The 16,901-nt window shown below is 62.8% G+C and carries 18 protein-coding genes; 11 read left to right on the top strand and 7 right to left on the bottom strand.

What is annotated here, in order from left to right; genetic code table 11:
• Positions 1-4 precede the first annotated feature (4 nt).
• Entirely contained in the window at positions 5-946 is a 942-nt protein-coding gene (locus tag AU381_RS01800; RefSeq protein ID WP_064240117.1) for an alpha-E domain-containing protein, read from the bottom strand.
• Positions 947-950: 4 nt separating this feature from the next.
• Positions 951-2,345: a circularly permuted type 2 ATP-grasp protein gene (locus AU381_RS01795; RefSeq protein ID WP_064240116.1), complete on the bottom strand. Its 1,395-nt coding sequence runs from the start codon at positions 2,343-2,345 to the stop codon at positions 951-953.
• A 323-nt stretch (positions 2,346-2,668) separates the two neighbouring features.
• Here AU381_RS01795 and AU381_RS30630 point away from each other — a divergent pair, with 323 nt between their 5' ends.
• The 4 genes from AU381_RS30630 to AU381_RS01780 all read left to right on the top strand — a co-directional run bounded on the left by AU381_RS30630 (position 2,669) and on the right by AU381_RS01780 (position 4,742).
• Positions 2,669-2,830, top strand: coding sequence for a hypothetical protein (locus tag AU381_RS30630; protein WP_244520007.1), 162 nt, complete (start codon positions 2,669-2,671; stop codon positions 2,828-2,830).
• A gap of 107 nt (positions 2,831-2,937) precedes the next feature.
• Positions 2,938-3,129 (top strand): hypothetical protein, encoded by a 192-nt coding sequence (locus AU381_RS30625; protein WP_244520006.1) that lies wholly within the window; start codon positions 2,938-2,940, stop codon positions 3,127-3,129.
• 124 nt (positions 3,130-3,253) lie between these two features.
• The gene (locus tag AU381_RS01785; RefSeq protein ID WP_064240212.1) at positions 3,254-4,183 is read left to right on the top strand and encodes a DMT family transporter; all 930 of its coding nucleotides are present in this window, start codon (positions 3,254-3,256) and stop codon (positions 4,181-4,183) included.
• A 10-nt stretch (positions 4,184-4,193) separates the two neighbouring features.
• Positions 4,194-4,742, top strand: a complete 549-nt coding sequence (locus AU381_RS01780) for a cysteine hydrolase family protein (protein WP_064240115.1) — start codon at positions 4,194-4,196, stop codon at positions 4,740-4,742.
• Between the two features lie 237 nt (positions 4,743-4,979).
• Here the strand turns inward: AU381_RS01780 and AU381_RS01775 are convergent, their stop codons facing one another.
• Complete coding sequence (locus AU381_RS01775) at positions 4,980-6,497, bottom strand: DEAD/DEAH box helicase (protein WP_064240114.1); 1,518 nt, start codon at positions 6,495-6,497, stop codon at positions 4,980-4,982.
• 673 nt (positions 6,498-7,170) lie between these two features.
• On the opposite strand from AU381_RS01775, the gene AU381_RS01770 reads away from it, so the two are divergent.
• On the top strand, positions 7,171-7,623 hold the full coding sequence (locus AU381_RS01770; RefSeq protein WP_064240113.1) for a host attachment protein: 453 nt from the start codon (positions 7,171-7,173) through the stop codon (positions 7,621-7,623).
• A 6-nt stretch (positions 7,624-7,629) separates the two neighbouring features.
• On the opposite strand, the gene mnmC2 is transcribed toward AU381_RS01770, so the two are convergent.
• Positions 7,630-8,346 carry a tRNA (5-methylaminomethyl-2-thiouridine)(34)-methyltransferase MnmC2 gene (gene mnmC2 / locus AU381_RS01765; protein WP_064240112.1) on the bottom strand — a complete coding sequence of 239 codons (717 nt, stop codon included), beginning with the start codon at positions 8,344-8,346 and terminating at the stop codon, positions 7,630-7,632.
• A gap of 39 nt (positions 8,347-8,385) precedes the next feature.
• Here mnmC2 and AU381_RS01760 point away from each other — a divergent pair, with 39 nt between their 5' ends.
• The 6 genes from AU381_RS01760 to uraH all read left to right on the top strand — a co-directional run bounded on the left by AU381_RS01760 (position 8,386) and on the right by uraH (position 12,857).
• Positions 8,386-9,516 carry an NAD(P)/FAD-dependent oxidoreductase gene (locus tag AU381_RS01760; protein WP_064240111.1) on the top strand — a complete coding sequence of 377 codons (1,131 nt, stop codon included), beginning with the start codon at positions 8,386-8,388 and terminating at the stop codon, positions 9,514-9,516.
• 75 nt (positions 9,517-9,591) lie between these two features.
• A complete protein-coding gene (locus AU381_RS01755) occupies positions 9,592-10,392 on the top strand; it encodes a DUF1045 domain-containing protein (protein WP_064240110.1) in 801 nt (266 codons plus the stop codon).
• Between the two features lie 79 nt (positions 10,393-10,471).
• On the top strand, positions 10,472-11,401 hold the full coding sequence (puuE, locus tag AU381_RS01750) for an allantoinase PuuE (RefSeq protein ID WP_064240109.1): 930 nt from the start codon (positions 10,472-10,474) through the stop codon (positions 11,399-11,401).
• Positions 11,401-11,904 carry a 2-oxo-4-hydroxy-4-carboxy-5-ureidoimidazoline decarboxylase gene (gene uraD / locus AU381_RS01745; RefSeq protein WP_064240108.1) on the top strand — a complete coding sequence of 168 codons (504 nt, stop codon included), beginning with the start codon at positions 11,401-11,403 and terminating at the stop codon, positions 11,902-11,904. Before puuE ends, uraD begins: the two co-directional genes overlap by 1 nt.
• 78 nt (positions 11,905-11,982) lie before the next feature.
• Positions 11,983-12,498 (top strand): ureidoglycolate lyase, encoded by a 516-nt coding sequence (locus tag AU381_RS01740; protein WP_064240107.1) that lies wholly within the window; start codon positions 11,983-11,985, stop codon positions 12,496-12,498.
• The gene (uraH, locus tag AU381_RS01735) at positions 12,495-12,857 is read left to right on the top strand and encodes a hydroxyisourate hydrolase (RefSeq protein WP_064240106.1); all 363 of its coding nucleotides are present in this window, start codon (positions 12,495-12,497) and stop codon (positions 12,855-12,857) included. Before AU381_RS01740 ends, uraH begins: the two co-directional genes overlap by 4 nt.
• 18 nt (positions 12,858-12,875) lie before the next feature.
• Here the strand turns inward: uraH and AU381_RS01730 are convergent, their stop codons facing one another.
• From AU381_RS01730 to AU381_RS01720, 3 genes are all read right to left on the bottom strand, one after another.
• Positions 12,876-14,021 (bottom strand): alpha-hydroxy acid oxidase, encoded by a 1,146-nt coding sequence (locus tag AU381_RS01730; RefSeq protein ID WP_064240105.1) that lies wholly within the window; start codon positions 14,019-14,021, stop codon positions 12,876-12,878.
• A 102-nt stretch (positions 14,022-14,123) separates the two neighbouring features.
• The gene (gene guaD, locus AU381_RS01725; protein ID WP_064240104.1) at positions 14,124-15,440 is read right to left on the bottom strand and encodes a guanine deaminase; all 1,317 of its coding nucleotides are present in this window, start codon (positions 15,438-15,440) and stop codon (positions 14,124-14,126) included.
• A complete protein-coding gene (locus AU381_RS01720) occupies positions 15,437-16,669 on the bottom strand; it encodes a urate hydroxylase PuuD (protein WP_064240103.1) in 1,233 nt (410 codons plus the stop codon). Before AU381_RS01720 ends, guaD begins: the two co-directional genes overlap by 4 nt.
• Between the last annotated feature and the right edge of the window lie 232 nt (positions 16,670-16,901).

The raw sequence follows: 16,901 nt of genomic DNA, 5'->3' as shown, positions 1-16,901 counted from the left end.
GACCTCATTGGTAGAACCGGTAGCCGTCGGTTATTTCCTGGCCGAGACGGTTGTTGTGGCTGATGAACTCTTCCAGATATTCGTGCAGGCCGCGATCCATGATGTCGCTGATCGACTGGCTGCGGAGAGAAGCCAGCGTCTCTTCTGCGGTCTCGTGGGCGGCATGCCTCTCGCTGTATTCGCGGGCAAGGTAACCGAGATTGCTGACGATCTTTTCGTAGCAGTAGGCAAGCGAGCGCGGCATGCGGCCGTTCGAAATCAGGAAGTCGGCGATGTTGGCGGGCCTCAGTTCCGCATCGTAGACCCAGCCATAGGCGCGGTGGGCCGAGACGGAGCGCAGGATCGATTCCCACTGCACATTGTCCATCGACGAGCCGACGGCGGAGACGGCCGGCAGCAGCACGTAGTACTTCACATCGAGGATGCGGGCGGTGTTGTCGGCCCGCTCGATGAAGGTGCCGATGCGCGAGAAGTTGAAGATCTCGTTCCTGAGCATCGTGCCATGGAAGGCGCCGCGAATGAGGCCGGCGCGGCGTTTGATGGCATCGATGATCTCGGGCATGTCGGCGGGCCGCACCTTCTTGGCGAGCATCGCCTTCATCTCGATCCAGCATTCGTTGGTCGCTTCCCAGGTCTCGCGGGTCAGTGCCGTGCGGACCATTCGGGCATTGTGGCGGCCGGCCTCGATGCAGGACATGACGCTTGACGGATTGGCGCGGTCGCGCAGCAGGAAATCGATCGCGTCGCCGCTCGTCAGCGCGTCGTGCACTTCGTCATAGAGTTCGCGCACGCCGGCGCTCTGCAGCACGCCGTCCCAGTCGCCCTCGGTCGACTCGCTGCGGGTAAGCGACATGCGCATGCCGGCGTCGATCAGGCGGGCGCCGTTCTCGGCGCGCTCGATATGGCGGAACATCCAGTAGAGGCCGTTTGCAGTTCTTCCCAACATGGCCTCAGTCCTCCAGTACCCAGGTATCCTTGGTGCCGCCACCCTGGCTGGAATTCACCACCAGCGAGCCCTCCTTCAGCGCGACGCGCGTCAAGCCGCCGGGAATGATCTGCACCTTGTCGGAAACGAGCACGTAGGGACGCAAATCGACGTGCCGCGGCGCTATGCCCTTGTTGACGAGGATCGGCACGGTCGAGAGCGACAATGTCGGCTGGGCGATATAGTTGCCGGGGCGCTCCTTGAGCTTCTCGGCGAAGGCGGCACGCTCCCGCTTGGTCGCCGTCGGGCCGACGAGCATGCCGTAGCCGCCGGAGCCGTGGACTTCCTTGACAACGAGTTCTTCCAGATGCTCGAGCACGTATTTGAGGCTCTGCGGCTCGGAGCAGCGCCAGGTGGGGACGTTCTCGAGCAGCGGCTTGCGGCCGGTATAGAACTCGACGATTTCCGGCATGTAGGAATAGATCGCCTTGTCGTCGGAGATCCCGGTGCCGGGCGCGTTGGCGATGGTGATGTTGCCGGCGCGATAGACGTCCATGATGCCGGGAATGCCGAGCGCCGAATCCGGGCGGAAGGTCAAGGGGTCGAGGAAGTCGTCGTCGACGCGGCGGTAAAGCACGTCGATCGCCTCGTAGCCGCGCGTCGTGCGCATCTTCACCTTACCGTCGATGACCCTGAGATCCGATCCCTCCACCAGTTCGACGCCCATCATGTCAGCGAGGAAGGCGTGCTCGTAGAAGGCGGAATTGTAGATGCCGGGCGTCAGCACGGCGACGCGCGGCTTGCCGGCGCAGCCGGGAGGCGCCAGCGAGGACAGGCTCTGACGGAGCAGATAGGGATAGTTTTCCACCGGCCGGACCCGGTTCTCATGGAAGAGTTCCGGGAACATCTGCATCATGGTTTCCCGGTTTTCCAGCATGTAGCTGACACCGGAGGGCGTGCGGGCATTGTCTTCCAGCACGTAGAACTGGTCTTCGCCGGTGCGCACGATATCCGTGCCGACAATGTGGGTATAGACGCCGCCGGGCGGCCGGAAACCGATCATCTGCGGCAGGAAGGCGTCGTTCTTTTCGATCAGTTCGCGCGGGATTCGGCCGGCGCGGATGATTTCCTGCTTGTGATAGATGTCGTCCAGGAAGGCATTCAGCGCAATCACGCGCTGTTCGATGCCTTGGGCGAGGCGGCGCCATTCGCGGCCGGAGATAATGCGGGGAATGAGGTCGAAGGGGATGAGCTTTTCGGAGGAATCGGCATGTCCGTAGACCGCGAAGGTGATGCCCGTCTTACGAAAGATGTTTTCCGCTTCTTTCGATTTCGCTATGAGCCGGTTTCTGTCCTGGCTGGCGTACCATTGATGATAGGTCGAATATGGCTGGCGCGGGCTGCTGTCCGCATTGATCATTTCATCAAATGCCAAAGGCGTGGTCCCCTTATTTTTGTTCATTTGAGTACAACGTTTGCCGCAATGCAAGAAGCGTGCACGTTCGCGCGTGAAGAATTTTCGGCTTGGCTCAGTCCGCAATTTGAAAGCGCTAAGGCCCTCTCACTCGCGGGTATAATGCCGTCGGATTTCTCCTGCCGATCGGTAAATGGGCAGATGCCTGGATTTTCGGCGTCCCACCGCAGGTTGTCGTTGCGCCGGGGGCGCTTTGCCGATCTTGTTCATCGATGGGCCAGGAGTAAAATGTCTGCGCCGGTTAGATGGTGACGCCAGGCAGCGACGGCATGGATGCAATATACGAGATCGCCGAACGGCCGGCGCAACGGGTCACCGGCAGGCTCTGGCATGGCACATTTATCGAGGCGGCCGACGGCGCCATCCACAGGCTGATCGCCGAGACGCAGGAACATCGCCGTCGCACGCACCCGCGGGATCTGCCGCTCTGATAGGCCTTTCCTGGAATGTCCGGCCGGAAGGCTTTACCTATCTCATCGGCTATGTCGGCGAAGATCACACGACCTTTGCCGCGCCTGAGCACATGGACCTGCCGGCCATGCGCTTTGCCGCGACGATGCATCATCCTGATGGAGGAGATATTCTCGTCCAGTACCGCAAGATGTTCGATTGGATCGCAGCGGCGGGCTACGCCGTCGATCAGACCCATCTTCACTATCGCGAAGAATACGGGCCCGGCTTCGTTTCCCCGTCTGCTTCCGCTCTCCGCCTGATGGTTCCGATTCGCTGATCGCAACCATCAGAAAAATTGCTTTGACCACGTGTTGCACGCGGTCTATCGCCCGCGCACCGGTCTCGCTCGGATCTTGGTGATCCGCCTCACTTGACCGGCCTCAGTGGGGAAACAACCGATGATGCTTGCCCGCCTGGCCCCGGCCATTTTCGTGCTGCTCTGGTCCACGGGCTGGGTGGTCGCGAAATACGCGGCGTTCTTTGCCGATCCGCTGACCTTCCTGGCGCTGCGTTACAGCTTGGCGATCGTGCTCTTCATCGGTTTCTGCGCAGCGACCGGTGCGCGCTGGCCCCGCTCCTGGAGCTTGATTGGCCACGCGGTCGTGTCCGGGATCCTCCTGCACGGTCTCTATCTAGGCGCCGTGTGGTGGGCGATAGGGCAGGGGGTGCCTGCGGCCATATCGGGCATCATCGCCGGGTTGCAGCCATTGATGACGGCGGCGGTCGCGCCGTTTCTCATCGGCGAGAATCTCAGCCGGCAGCAGCGGCTCGGGCTGGCGCTCGGCTTTTGCGGCATCGCGCTCGCGGTCCTGCCGAAGACGCTCGCGATTGACACCGCATCGACGCCGATCCATTTCCTGCCGGTGGCCGTCAACGTGCTTGGCATGGCGGCTGTGACCTACGGCACGCTTTACCAGAAGCGATATCTGCAGAACGGCGACATCCGGTCGATCGCCGCCCTGCAATATGTCGGCGCGCTGATCGTCACCGTGCCGCTGGCCTTGATGCTCGAGGACCTGCGCGTCACCTGGAACCTCCAACTCGTCGCAGCCCTTGCCTGGTCGGTTCTTGGCCTGTCGATGGGAGCGATCGCGCTGCTGCTCTATCTCATCCGCCGCGGCCAGGTGTCGCGCGCCGCATCCCTCATCTATCTCGTGCCGCCGCTCGCGGCCCTACAGGCGGCACTCTTCTTCGGCGAAGCCCTGACTTGGCCGATGATCGTCGGCACGATCGTCGCGGTGACGGGCGTCTACCTCACAAATCGCAAGGCAAACGGCGAGGCACCCGCAGGAGAGCGGGGAATCAATGTTGCGGCGAGTTCAGTGAAATAGAGGCATATCGATGACCAAGGCATTGCTGATAATCGACCTACAGAACGCGATCCTTTCAGGGAAAGGCACAGCAGATCGGCAGCCGCATATCGATGCGGCGTTAAACGAAACCGTTACGCGACTGAGCGCCCTCAAAGAAAGCGCCCGATCCGCCGGCGTTCTGGTTGTATTGGTCCAACATGACGGTGGCGAGGAGCACCGCTTGGCCGTCGGTACGCCTGGCTGGGCTTTCCGCGAAGAGATTGCGCCTGCCCAGGGCGACGCCGTCGTTCATAAGAAGAGCTGCGACTCGTTTTTCGGGACCGATCTTGCCGAGCGCCTCGAGGAGCGTTCGGTCACGCACCTGGTCATCGGCGGATGCATGTCCGAGTTCTGTGTCGATACCACCGTGCGGCGGGCCGTTTCGCTCGGATATGATGTGACGCTGATTGCCGACGGCCACACGACGGCGGATTCGGGGGCCTTGCTCTTTCCCGCGATCGTTGCGCATCACAACCACACGCTTGATGGCTTCGATGCGGGCAGGGCCAAGGTCGAGGTCCGGCCGCTGCCGAAATAGCCCTCTGACGGAAAAGGCGGAGCGCCAGCCGACGGCGCTTCGCGAAAACTCGACCGCGGAGGAAGTCCGCGGCCGAGCGCGCATAATCTGGCCTCTTATCGAGAGAGCCCTACTGCATGTCTCTTAAATCGACCTCGATTTGATTAAGGACAAAGGGATGCAGCAATTCAAAGTGCTACAGCGACCTTTGCGCGTCTGATAAGACGCGCGGCGCTGTAGGCAGCGGGTCACCGTCACTCAGCCCTGCCGGCCGCCATTGTCGGCGCGGCGCATGCCTTGACCACGCTCGCGGCGATTGCCGGGTTGCCCTTCGCCGTGACGCCGGCCGTCCTGTTTCGGGCCTGGGCGACCGTGATGCTTCCGGTTTTCGTGGTTGCGGTTGCCTTCCGACCGGCCGTCGTGATGCCCGTGGCCCGCGGCGCGGTGATCGCGGCGTTCGTTTTTCTGCGGGCGGTCGTCGCGCAGCAAGTCGTCGCCGGCGAACCCACCGGTCACGGCCGGCTCACGCGCGGGCCGTTTCGGGCGCTGGCCACCACCGTTGCCGCGATGCTGACCACCGCCGTTGCCGCGCTGCTGGCCATTGCCACGACCGCCGCGTCCCTTGGAGGACCGGGCCTGGTCGGCCGGCGCTTCGCCGCTGGCAATCTCGATTTGAATGCCCATGAGCTTTTCGATGTCGCGCAGCAGGCGGATTTCGTCCGGCGTGCAGAAGGCGATCGCAATGCCATCGCGGCCATTGCGGGCAGTGCGGCCGATGCGATGCACATAGGCATCCGGCACTTCCGGCAGATCGTAGTTGTAGACGTGGGTGACGCCCGGAATGTCGATGCCGCGGGCGGCGACGTCGGTCGCGACCAGCACGCGGATTTCGCCATCGCGGAAACCTTTCAGGGCTCGCTCGCGCTGGCCTTGGCTCTTGTTGCCATGGATCGAGGCGGCCTTGAAGCCGACATGGTCGAGATGCTTCATCAGCTTTTCGGCGCCGTGCTTGGTGCGGCTGAAGACCAACGACAGACCATCGGGATTGTCGGTGAGCGACTGCTTGAGGATCGTGGTCTTCAGGTCCTTGCCGGGGACGAAATGGACATACTGCTCGATCTTGTCGGCGGCTTTGCCCGGCGGCGTCACCTCGACCTTGAGCGGGTCGGTCAGGTACTCGCCGGCAAGCTCGGCGATCTGCTTGGGCATCGTTGCGGAGAAGAGCAGGGTCTGTCGGTTCTTCGGGACCAGCTTCGAAATCTTGCGGAGATCATGGATGAAGCCGAGGTCGAGCATCTGGTCGGCTTCGTCGAGAACGAGGTAGCGCCCTTGCGTCAGCGTTACGGCTTTGCGGGCGACGAGGTCGAGCAGGCGGCCGGGCGTTGCGACGAGAATGTCGACGCCGCGGGCGAGTTGTTCGGTTTGCTTGTTGATCGAGACGCCGCCGACCACGACGCCGATCTTCAGCGGGCTCTTCTTCACGAAGAGCTTGAGGTTGGTGGCGATCTGGTTGACGAGTTCGCGGGTGGGCGCAAGCACCAGCGCGCGGATGTTGCGCGGGTCGGCGCGCCGACCATCGGCCAGAAGTTTCTCGATCATCGGCAGGCCGAAGGCGGCGGTCTTGCCGGTGCCCGTCTGGGCGAGACCAATGAGGTCATGACCCTTGAGGACAAGCGGAATGGCCTGCGTCTGAATGGGCGTCGGCTTCTCGAAGCCATTGGCGGAGAGGGTCGCCAGGATCTCCTGCGAGAGGCCGAGCTCTTTGAAAGTGGACAATGCATGTACCTTTCGGGGGCGCCAAACAGATGCGCCGGAATCGCCTCTTGCAATTCCGGTGTCGTCTGGCGTCAAGAACCCCGCGTGAATTGGGAACTTGTGGGTTAGAGAAATTCGTCAAGCGCCTGCGCTGCCGCTGAGTTGCGGCGTGTCTCGCGCTATTCCTTCTTCCCGACTTAAAGTGTCTGCCGAGGGCGCGCTCACGCGGCGGCCGGAAGGTGACGCGCTGTCCATGTCGTTGTTTTGGTCCGAAAAGTCAAGCTGCATCTTTCGCGAGTGCAAGAATTAGTGTCCTGCATCCGCTTCGTCCGAAGCTGCGTCGCCGGGGAGAATCGGGAGAAGCGCGTGGCCAGGCATCCTGCATGAAAGCCTTGCAGAACAAACGCCGGAGCGTACAATTCTGCGGCTCGGCCTCGGCATTTTCGGCACTTGCAGCTGAAGGCCAGGTGCGAACAGTGCCAGGAATTGCGTGGTCCAGGTCGGCAGGAGCGGGAGCAATACGGGCCGGCGCCGAAACCCAGTTTTGATGCCTATCTTGCGCGCTTGCAGCCAAGCCGCAGGACGTCGGACAAAAATGGACCTTTGGCGAACGGGAACCTGACGCGGATTCAACCGTTCCGTCCCAGTAGTCTTCGCCGACCTATCTTCCAATCGAGACACAGGAGAGGAACCAGTGCGGAACCGGATTTGGATACTGGCAGCCGATGGCAATGCGGCGCGCATCGTCAAGGACGTCAATTTGCTGAAGGACGGGCGTCAGCAGCCGGAAGTGGAATCCTACGAGATAGAGGGGAGACGCGCTCAAGACATCATGGCCGACAAGCCGGGACGCAGCCATTCGTCGGTGGGACATGGCCGCTCGGCGATGGAATACAGCAGCGATCCCGTGCGCGAGGAACAACACCGTTTCGCCATCGAGATCGCCGAGAAGCTCGACCATTATGCGTTGGAGAACGCCTTCGAGAACCTGGTGATCTGCGCTGCGCCGAGGACTTTGGGCGACCTTCGGAAGCTGCTCTCCCAGCACGTAAAGGACAAGACCGTTGCCGAGATCGATCGCAACTGCGTCGCCGTGCCGACCGATCAGCTGATTGCAACGGTCAAGTCCGTAGTATTTCCCGGATAGATAGCTTCAGGGCTTGTCGCCGCGCAGCATTTCGCGTTTGCCCGCAAAGCCCGGAAGACGCTCGACCGCGAAGCCGGCGGCGGCGAGATTGCGGCGCACGAAACCCGCCGCAGCATAGGTGGCGAAGGTACCGCCCCGGACGGTCTTGTCGAAAACCGCCTGCATGAGTTCCTGCGACCACATGTCGGGGTTGCGGGACGGCGCGAAACCGTCGAGGTACCAGGCGTCGAAGCTTTCCGGAGATTGCGAGACGCTCTCGAGCGCCATGCCGCAGACCACGGTCAAGCGCACGCCGCCGAAGTCGATGTCGATGCGGCCGGCTGGCGCATCCGGCCAATCGGCGACAAGCGCCTGACGCTCCGTGTCGATCTCCGGCCAACGAGAGAGTGCCCGATCGATCTCGCCGGCGCGCATCGGGAAGCGCTCGAAGGAGACGAAATGCAGGCGGCCATCGAGGACCTGCGCCCCATTCCAGTGCCGCCAAGTCTCACAGAAATTCAGGCCGGTGCCGAAGCCGAGCTCGCCGATCGTGAAGGCGCCGCCTGTGCTCCAGCGGGCCGGCAGCCGGTTGCCGCTCAGGAAAACATGGCCGCATTCCAGCCGGCCATCGGTGCGGCAGTAAAAGTGATCGCCAAATTCCACCGAATAAGGCATATCGCCGGCGTGCCATTCAAGGCTTTGGTTTGCGGGCGGCTGGCTCTGGCGCAGATCGGTCTCTGTCATGGCAATGGCGATAGACTTGCGGCCGGATAAGGTCAATCGATGAGCGAAGTTTTGATCGTTGGCGGCGGAATCATGGGGCTCTGGGCAGCGCTCATGGCCGGTCGTGCCGGCATCGAAACGCGCCTCCTCGAGCGAAAGAGCATCGGTGCAGGAGCGAGCGGCGGTCTGCTCGGCGCGTTGATGCCGCATATGCCGGACCGCTGGAACGCCAAGAAGCAGTTCCAGTTCGAGGCGCTGGTTTCCCTTGAGAACGAGATCGCCCGGCTGGAAGCCGAGACCGGACGTTCGGCAGGCTACCGCCGCTCGGGCCGGATCATGCCGCTCGGCAGACAGCATCTGCGCGAGATCGCGCTCGGCCACGAGCGGGACGCTGAGCGACACTGGATTGCGGGCGATCGGCGTTTCCATTGGCGCGTCGGCGACGCCGGTTTCGGAGATTGGTTGGCGGCGGATTCGGCACCTTTCGGGGTCATCCACGACACGCTTGCGGCGCGTGTGGCGCCACGCTACCTACTGGCGACACTACGGGCGGCGTTAGCTCAGTTTCCTCATGTCCGGGTCGAAGAGGGCGCCGAGGTTTCGGCGATCGACCCGCAGCGTGGCCGGCTGGCGCTTGCCGACCAGCGCGAGTTGCCGTTCGGGCATTGCATTCTCTCCGCAGGCGTCGCGAGTTTTCCCTTGATCGACCGACTGGCGGAGCGGCCGCAGGCAACGAGCGGCGGTGCCGTCAAGGGGCAGGCGGCGCTGCTTCGGGCCGACGTCGATCCCAGTTCGCCGATCATCTTCACCGACGGCGTCTACATCGTTCCGCATGAAAACGGCCATGTGGCCGTCGGCAGCACCAGCGAAAATCAATTCTCCGAACCGTTCTCGACGGATGCGCAACTGGACGCGCTGATCGATCGCGCTGCCGCTCTGGCGCCGATCCTGCGCGGCGCGCCGGTCGTCGAGCGTTGGGCCGGACTGCGCCCGAAGGCTACGGGTCGGGAGCCGATGGTCGGCCGACATCCCGATCATGAGAGGCTGTCGGTGCTGACGGGCGGCTTCAAGGTCAGTTTCGGAATGGCGCATGTTCTGGCGCGCTTCGTCATCGACGAGCTTGCCGGGCGAACGAGCATCGAGCTGCCGCAGTCCTTCCGGTGCGAAACCCATATCGCAAGCCTGCGATAGCCCCATCCGACTTCGTCAATCTGTCACGCAAATCACCTAAGAGGCGGCTGTCGAACGGAATTTCGGAGCCCTGCAATGCGGTACGCCATTTGTTTTACGCCGCCGATCGGAGACCCGCTGTCCGCGGCGGCGGCGAGTTGGCTCGGCCGCAGCGTCTATTCGGGCGAGCCCGTCGAACCGCCATCGATCGCCGGCCTTCGCGTTTCGGAGATCGCCTATCACACGGCGGTTCCGCGCCGCTTCGGCTTTCACGCCATGATCATGGCGCCGTTCCGCCTCGCCGAAGGCGTCGATGAAGCGCAGCTGCTGAGAACGCTGATGCATTTCACCAGCGCCGAAACGCCGTTCGCGATCGAGCGGCTGGAAATCGGGCGCATCAGCCAGTGCCTGGGCTTGCTGCCGATGCTGCCGATCCCTGCGATGCACATGCTCGCCACGCGGGTTCTGCAGGCGTTCGACCGCTTCCGGGCGCCGCTCAGCGAGGAGGAGATCGAACGGTCCGATCCAGACCGGTTGACGGCGCCGCAATTCGCCAATCTGCATCGGTGGGGCGATCCCTTCGTGATGGAGGAGTACCGCTTCCACTTGAAGCTCACCGGTTCCCTGGCGGTGGACGTCGGGCGACGGCTGGAGGCGCCATTGCGGGAAGTCTTCGAACCGCATCTGATGAAGCCGCTCGCGGTCGACAGCCTTGCCTTGCTCGTCGAAACGGAGAAGGGGGCGCCGATGCGCGTCCATTCCCAGCATCCGCTCGGCAAGGTCTCCGGCCGTCCACAAGGTAAAAGGGCGGTCCGGATCGAGGCGCAACTCAGCGCGTCTGGTGACGCTCGAGGTCCTTGGCCACTCGCAGCTAGTTCTCTTTCGGCGATCCGCTAAGCTCCTCTCCCGCCGTCATTTTCATCTCGACAATCCGGTGCGCGGTGTTACCGTCTCGGAAAAAATCGAAGGTGATTTCATGGCCGAGACTTCCTATCCGCGCGACCTCATTGGCTACGGGCGCACGCCGCCGCAGCCACATTGGCCGGGCGATGCGCGCATCGCCGTGCAATTCGTCCTGAACTATGAGGAGGGCGGGGAAAGCTGCATTCTCGATGGAGATCCGGCGTCCGAGTGCCTGCTGTCGGAAATTGTCGGCGCCCAGCCCTGGGCGGGTCAGCGCAACCTCAACATGGAATCCATCTACGAATACGGGGCCCGGGCCGGCTTCTGGCGGCTGTGGCGCATGTTCACGCGCCGCGGTGTGACGCTGACGGTCTATGGCGTGACGCTCGCCATGGCCCGCAACCCGGAGGCGGTTGCAGCGATGAAGGAGGCCGGGTGGGAGATCGCCAGCCACGGGCTGCGCTGGCTCGAATACAAGGATTTTCCGGAGGAAGTCGAGCGCGAGCACATTCGCGAGGTGGTGCGGCTCCATACGGAACTGACGGGTGAGCGCCCGCTCGGCATCTATCAGGGCAAGCCTTCGGTCAACACGCTGAAACTCGTGCTGGAGGAGGGCGGCTTCCTCTATTCCTGCGATTCCTATGCGGACGAACTTCCCTATTGGGTTCCGGGGCTGACACCCGACAAGCCGCACCTCATCATTCCCTATACGCTCGACGCCAACGACATGCGCTTTGCCACCAGTCAGGGCTTCAATTCCGGCGACCAGTTCTTCACCTACCTCAAGGACACGTTCGACGTGCTTTATGAGGAGGGCAGGGAAGGCAGCCCGAAGATGATGAATGTCGGCCTGCATTGCCGTCTCGTCGGCCGTCCCGGCCGGGCGGCGGCGCTCGCCCGCTTCGTCGATTACGTCCTGTCGCACGACAAGGTATGGGTACCGCGGCGAATCGATATCGCCCGCCACTGGTACGAACGTCACGGGCCGGAAGGACTGCGCTGATGTCGGATCGCGAGGACTTCGTCCGCCGTTTCGGCGGTATCTTCGAACATTCACCCTGGGTGGCGGAGCGCGCATTCGACCATGCCGCCTCGTCCGGGTTGACGGCTGGCAACGTCCATTCGGCGCTCTGCAATGCATTTCGCGCGGCCTCGCCCGCAGAGCGCCTCGCGGTCTTGCGCGCACATCCCGATCTTGCCGGCAAGCTCGCCCTCGCCGGAGAACTCACCGCCGACTCGAGCTCCGAGCAGGCATCGGCAGGTCTCGACCGGCTTTCGCTGGAAGAGCATGCGCGCTTCACGGAACTCAACGCCGCCTATACGAAAAAATTCGGCTTCCCATTCATCATCGCGGTCAAGGGATTGACGAAGGAGGAGATCCTCGCTGCTTTCGAGCAACGGATTGACAATTCCGCGGAAGAGGAATTTGAAACCGCCTGCGCGCAGGTCGAGCAGATCGCACGGCTGCGGCTCGGTTCCATGCTTCCGGGAGAAAACAATGCCTGACAAGACCGTTCCCGAATTGCCTGCCGGCGCCGTTTCGCGCCCTCGGCTCCCTGCCTGGAGAGCCGGAGCCCAGGCCTGATGTCTCATCTTCTTTCGATCGAGCCCCTGACGAAGGAGGCCTTCGCCCCGTTCGGCAGCGTCATCGAGGCCGATCCGGCGTCGGCGCGATTGATCAATGGCGGCAATACGCAGCGGTTCCATGCGCTTGCCGAGGCCGACATTGTCGGGGAGGGCGCCCGGGTCATCATCAACATCTTTCGCGGCCAGCCCCGGTCCTTCCCCTACCGGCTCACCATGATGGAGCGGCATCCGCTTGGAAGCCAGAGCTTTTCCCCGCTTCAAGATCGGCCCTGGCTGGCAGTTGTCGCCGCGGACGAAGGTGGACGCCCGGGCAGGCCGCGGGTCTTTCTGGCGAGTGGCCGTCAAGGGGTCAATTATGGTCGCAATGTCTGGCACCATCCGCTGATGGCGGTCGATGCCGTCTGCGATTTCCTCGTCGTCGATCGCGACGGACCTGGCGACAATCTCGAGGAGTTCTTCTACGAAGAGCCTTTCGTCATCCCAGACCTGCCTTCGAAGGAGAACGTCCGATGAGCAAGAGCGGCCGCCTGACCACCCATGTTCTCGATACCGCGCTCGGCAAGCCGGCAGAGGGGTTGCGCATCGATCTCTATCGGCTGGACGGCGAGAAGCGGCAGTTGATCCGCACGGTCAGCACGAACAGCGACGGCCGGGTCGACGGGCCGCTCGCGGAGGGAGAGACATTCAAGGCGGGGCAATACGAGCTGCTCTTCCACGCGGGCGACTATTTGCGTTCGGCCGGAGTGGCGCTTGTCGAGCCGGCCTTCCTCGACCTCATCCCGCTGCGGTTCGGTATCGCCGATCCCGCCAGCCACTATCACGTGCCTCTGCTGCTCTCGCCCTACGCCTACTCTACCTATCGCGGCAGCTGAATCGCTGCCCCTGACACGCTACATCGCGTATTCGGCGAGGACGTCGCGACCGACATCGGCGATATTGCGCTTGCCGCACAGCGCCATGGTGACGTCCATCTCCTTGCGGATGATGTCGAGGGCGAGGGTCACACCGTCCTTGCCCATCGCCCCGAGACCGTAGAGGAAGGGGCGGCCGATGAAGGTGCCCTTTGCACCCAGCGCGACGGCCTTCAACACGTCCTGCCCGGAGCGGATGCCGCCGTCGAGATGGACCTCGATCTGATCACCGACCGCATCGACGATCTTCGGTAGCATGCTGATCGAAGACGGCGCCCCGTCGAGCTGGCGGCCGCCGTGATTCGAGACGATGATCGCGTCGGCGCCGGTTTTCGCTGCCATTTTCGCATCTTCCGGATCGAGGATGCCCTTCAGGATGAGCGGGCCGCCCCAGCGCTCCTTGATCCACTCGACGTCTTTCCAGGAGAGCTGAGGATCGAACTGCTCGGCTGTCCAGGCATGAAGCGAAGAGAGGTCGGTGACGCTCTTGGCGTGGCCGACGATGTTGCGGAAGGTGCGCCGGTTCGTGCCGAGCATCTTCATGCACCAGCGCGGTCGTGTCGCCATCATCCAGAGATGTTTGGGCGTCATGCGCGGCGGTGCCGACAGGCCGTTGCGAAGATCCTTGTGGCGCTGGCCGAGAATCTGCAGGTCGAGCGTCAGGACGAGGGCCGAGCATTTTGCGGCCTTGGCGCGGTCGATGAGGTTGAGCACGAATTCACGCTCGCGCATGACATAGAGTTGAAACCAGAAAGGCTTCGTCGTCACCGAGGCGACGTCCTCGATCGAGCAGATGCTCATGGTCGAGAGCGTGAAGGGTACGCCATAGGCCTCGGCCGCCTGGGCCGCCAGCATCTCGCCGTCGGCGTGCTGCATGCCGGTGAGGCCTGTCGGGGCAAGGGCGACGGGCATCGACACCTTCTGGTCGATCATCGTCGTTTCGAGCGAGCGATTGGTCATGTCGACCAGCACCCGCTGGCGCAGCTTGATCTTCGCGAAATCCTCCTCGTTCGCCCGATAGGTTCCCTCCGTCCAGGCGCCGCTGTCGGCGTAGTCGAAGAAAAGCTTTGGAACCCGCCGCTTGGCGAGGGCCTTGAGGTCGCTGATGTCGAGGATTTGCGTCATGGATCGCCCTCATCGAATGGAGATTACGGACGCCTTAACATCTTTTCAGAAGGGTTGTAATAGCCACGTGAGGCAAGAGGTCAAAAAAATTGACCTCTTGCCTCACGTGGTGCCGAGCGCCGATTTCACCGGCTTGCCCGCCACGTAGGTCTCGGCGATCGACCGGTCGTCGCCCATCGTCTGCAAAAGGAAGAGCTCGTCTGCGAGCGAATTGACCACTTCGGCCCGGAGCGCCATGGCCGGCGTCGCCGCCATATCGAGGACCGTAAGGTCGGCATCGGTGCCGGGCTCCAGCGTGCCGACGCGATCTGCCAGCGAAAGCGCTTCGGCATTGCCGCGGGTCATCATGTAGAAGCTGTCGAGGGGGTTCAGCCGTTCGCCCTGCAACTGCAGGATCTTGTAGGCCTCGTCGAGCGTCTTCAGCATCGAATAGCTGGTGCCGCCGCCGATGTCCGAGGCGATCGAGATGCGCACCGGTTTCTCGCGCCGCGTCAATGCGCGGAGCGGGAACAGGCCGGAACCGAGGAAGAGATTGGATGTCGGGCAGAAGACGGCGACCGAGCCGGTCTCGCTCATCGCGTCGGCTTCGCGCTCGGAGAGATGGATGCAGTGTCCGAAGAGGCTCTTGGGTCCGAGCAGGCCGTAGCGGGCATAGACGTCGGTATAGTCCTTCGCATCCGGATAGAGTTCGCACGTGTAAGTGATCTCGTCGCGGTTCTCGGACAGATGCGTTTGCACGTGCAGGTCCGGAAACTCGCGGACAAGCGATTTTGCGACCTCCATCTGCTCCGGTGTCGATGTGATGGCGAATCGCGGCGTAATGGCGACATGGTTGCGGCCCTTGCCGTGCCAGTCGGCAATCACCGCCCGCGTCTCGTCATAGCTCATCTGAGGCGTGTCGAGCAGGCCCTGCGGGGCGTTGCGGTCCATCATCACCTTGCCGCCTACCATGCACATGCCGCGCCTCAGGCTCTCGGCGAAGAAGGCGTCGGCGGAAGCCTTGTGTACCGAGCAATAGGCGGTCGCCGTCGTCGTGCCGTGGCGAACCATCTCGTCGAAGAAGCGGACGGCGATCCGCTCCGCATGCGCCGTCTCGACGAAACGGCATTCCTCCGGGAACGTGTAGGTGTTCAGCCATTCGAGCAGGTTGGCGGCATAGGACGCCATGACCTGCATCTGCGGGAAATGCAGATGCGTGTCGATGAAGCCCGGCACGATGAGGTGCGGACGGTGGTCGATCTCCACCGTCCCTTCGGGCGCTGCGGCCTTGACGGTCGGGTAGGGGCCGGAAGCCTTGATCATGCCATGCTCGACGAGGAGCGCGCCATCGCTTTCATAGGCATAGGCGGAGCTGTCGTCGATGCTCCCCGGCGCGCGGTTGAAGCTCAATGTGCGGCCGCGGATGAAGGTGGATGTCATCTTGTCTCCCCGACGGCGCTCTCGAACCAGGCGGTCAACAGCCTGCGTTCGTCTGCCGTCATGTCGGTTATGTTGCCGGGCGGCATGGCGTGGCTGCGCCCCGCCTGGATATAGATTTCCCGCGCCAAAGCGGCAATCTCGGCGTCGCTCTCGAACATGACGCCGTTCGGGGGGCGGGCAATGCCCTCGTAGACGGGCTCGGCGGCATGGCACATGCTGCAGCGGGTTGCGATCGTGTCCTTGACCGCCGGGAAATGCGCATTCTCGGCAAAGCGCTTGAAAGCGGGTGCGGCCTCGGCGCGTTCTTCTCCGGTCAGCACCTTCGGCGCGGTCGAGAGCCACATGATCAGGATGAAGAGGATCGCAGTCGCGAGCCAGGTCCAGGTCGGCTTGCCCTTGCGCGCATGCGTGGTGTTGAACCAGTGGCGGATCGTCACGCCCATCAGAAACACCAAGGCAGCGATGATCCAGTTGAAGGCCGTCGCGAAGGCGAGGGGGTAGTGGTTCGACAGCATGAAGAAGATGACGGGCAGGGTCAGGTAGTTGTTGTGCAGCGATCGCTGCTTGGCCTGGGCGCCGAGCCGCGGATCGGGGGTCTTCCCGGCGATCAGGTCGGCGACGACGATCTTCTGGTTGGGGATGATGATGAAGAAGACGTTGGCGGACATGATCGTCGCGGTGAAGGCACCGAGATGCAGGAAGGCGGCGCGGCCGGTGAAGACCTGCGTGTAGCCCCAGGCCATGGCGACCAGCACGACGTAGAGGAGCGCCATCAGACCCCAGGTGTTCTTGCCGATCGGCGACTTGCAGAGAAGGTCGTAGAGGACCCACCCGACGCCGAGCGATGCGAGCGAGATCAGGATCGCCGTCGTGGCGGAAATATCCAGCACATGCCGGTCGACCAGGAAAAGATCGGCGCCGCCGTAATAGACGATGCAGAGCATCGCGAAGCCCGAGAGCCAGGTGGAGTAGGACTCCCATTTGAACCAGGTGAGATGCTCCGGCATCGCAGCCGGTGCCACCAGGTACTTCTGGATGTGGTAGAAGCCGCCGCCATGCACCTGCCATTCCTCGCCATAGGCGCCGGGCGGCAGGTGGTCGCGTCTCACGAGGCCGAGGTCGAGAGCGACGAAATAGAAGGACGAGCCGATCCAGGCGATGGCCGTGACGACATGCAGCCAGCGGGCGGCAAAGGCCAGCCATTCCCAGGCGATGGCGAATTCGTACATTCAGGTTCCCCTTTCTCTCCGTTGTTGCAGCTTGCGAGAAAAAGAGATGACGGGGAAGGGGCGATTTGATTGCCGCATCCGATTTCACAGGCCACGCCGGCGGCCGCGAAATCGATCCGTTACAAAAGGTTACGGAGGCGCTCTTGGAATATGATTCATATGTGGACGCCCCCTATGGCAAGGGCTTTTTGTCGGGTGGTTTGATCGGTTGCTTTCATATGTCCGGCCTGTT

This window comes from Sinorhizobium glycinis (assembly GCF_001651865.1).
GTDB classification, from domain to species: Bacteria; Pseudomonadota; Alphaproteobacteria; order Rhizobiales; family Rhizobiaceae; genus Sinorhizobium; species Sinorhizobium glycinis.
Note: the sequence above shows the minus strand (reverse complement) of the source record. Positions and strands in the feature narration are given on the sequence as shown.

Bases quoted from the DNA above. Each gene is read 5' to 3' on its own strand.
- AU381_RS30630 (WP_244520007.1), top strand. From the start codon at position 2,669: ATGGATGCAATATACGAGATCGCCGAACGGCCGGCGCAACGGGTCACC.
- AU381_RS01785 (WP_064240212.1), top strand. From the start codon at position 3,254: ATGCTTGCCCGCCTGGCCCCGGCCATTTTCGTGCTGCTCTGGTCCACG.
- AU381_RS01760 (WP_064240111.1), top strand. From the start codon at position 8,386: ATGAGCGAAGTTTTGATCGTTGGCGGCGGAATCATGGGGCTCTGGGCA.
- uraD (WP_064240108.1), top strand. From the start codon at position 11,401: ATGTCGGATCGCGAGGACTTCGTCCGCCGTTTCGGCGGTATCTTCGAA.
- puuE (WP_064240109.1), top strand. From the start codon at position 10,472: ATGGCCGAGACTTCCTATCCGCGCGACCTCATTGGCTACGGGCGCACG.
- AU381_RS01720 (WP_064240103.1), bottom strand. From the start codon at position 16,669: ATGTACGAATTCGCCATCGCCTGGGAATGGCTGGCCTTTGCCGCCCGC.
- AU381_RS01795 (WP_064240116.1), bottom strand. From the start codon at position 2,345: ATGATCAATGCGGACAGCAGCCCGCGCCAGCCATATTCGACCTATCAT.
- AU381_RS01800 (WP_064240117.1), bottom strand. From the start codon at position 946: ATGTTGGGAAGAACTGCAAACGGCCTCTACTGGATGTTCCGCCATATC.
- AU381_RS30625 (WP_244520006.1), top strand. From the start codon at position 2,938: ATGCGCTTTGCCGCGACGATGCATCATCCTGATGGAGGAGATATTCTC.
- AU381_RS01740 (WP_064240107.1), top strand. From the start codon at position 11,983: ATGTCTCATCTTCTTTCGATCGAGCCCCTGACGAAGGAGGCCTTCGCC.
- guaD (WP_064240104.1), bottom strand. From the start codon at position 15,440: ATGACATCCACCTTCATCCGCGGCCGCACATTGAGCTTCAACCGCGCG.
- AU381_RS01780 (WP_064240115.1), top strand. From the start codon at position 4,194: ATGACCAAGGCATTGCTGATAATCGACCTACAGAACGCGATCCTTTCA.
- AU381_RS01730 (WP_064240105.1), bottom strand. From the start codon at position 14,021: ATGACGCAAATCCTCGACATCAGCGACCTCAAGGCCCTCGCCAAGCGG.
- AU381_RS01755 (WP_064240110.1), top strand. From the start codon at position 9,592: ATGCGGTACGCCATTTGTTTTACGCCGCCGATCGGAGACCCGCTGTCC.
- uraH (WP_064240106.1), top strand. From the start codon at position 12,495: ATGAGCAAGAGCGGCCGCCTGACCACCCATGTTCTCGATACCGCGCTC.
- mnmC2 (WP_064240112.1), bottom strand. From the start codon at position 8,346: ATGACAGAGACCGATCTGCGCCAGAGCCAGCCGCCCGCAAACCAAAGC.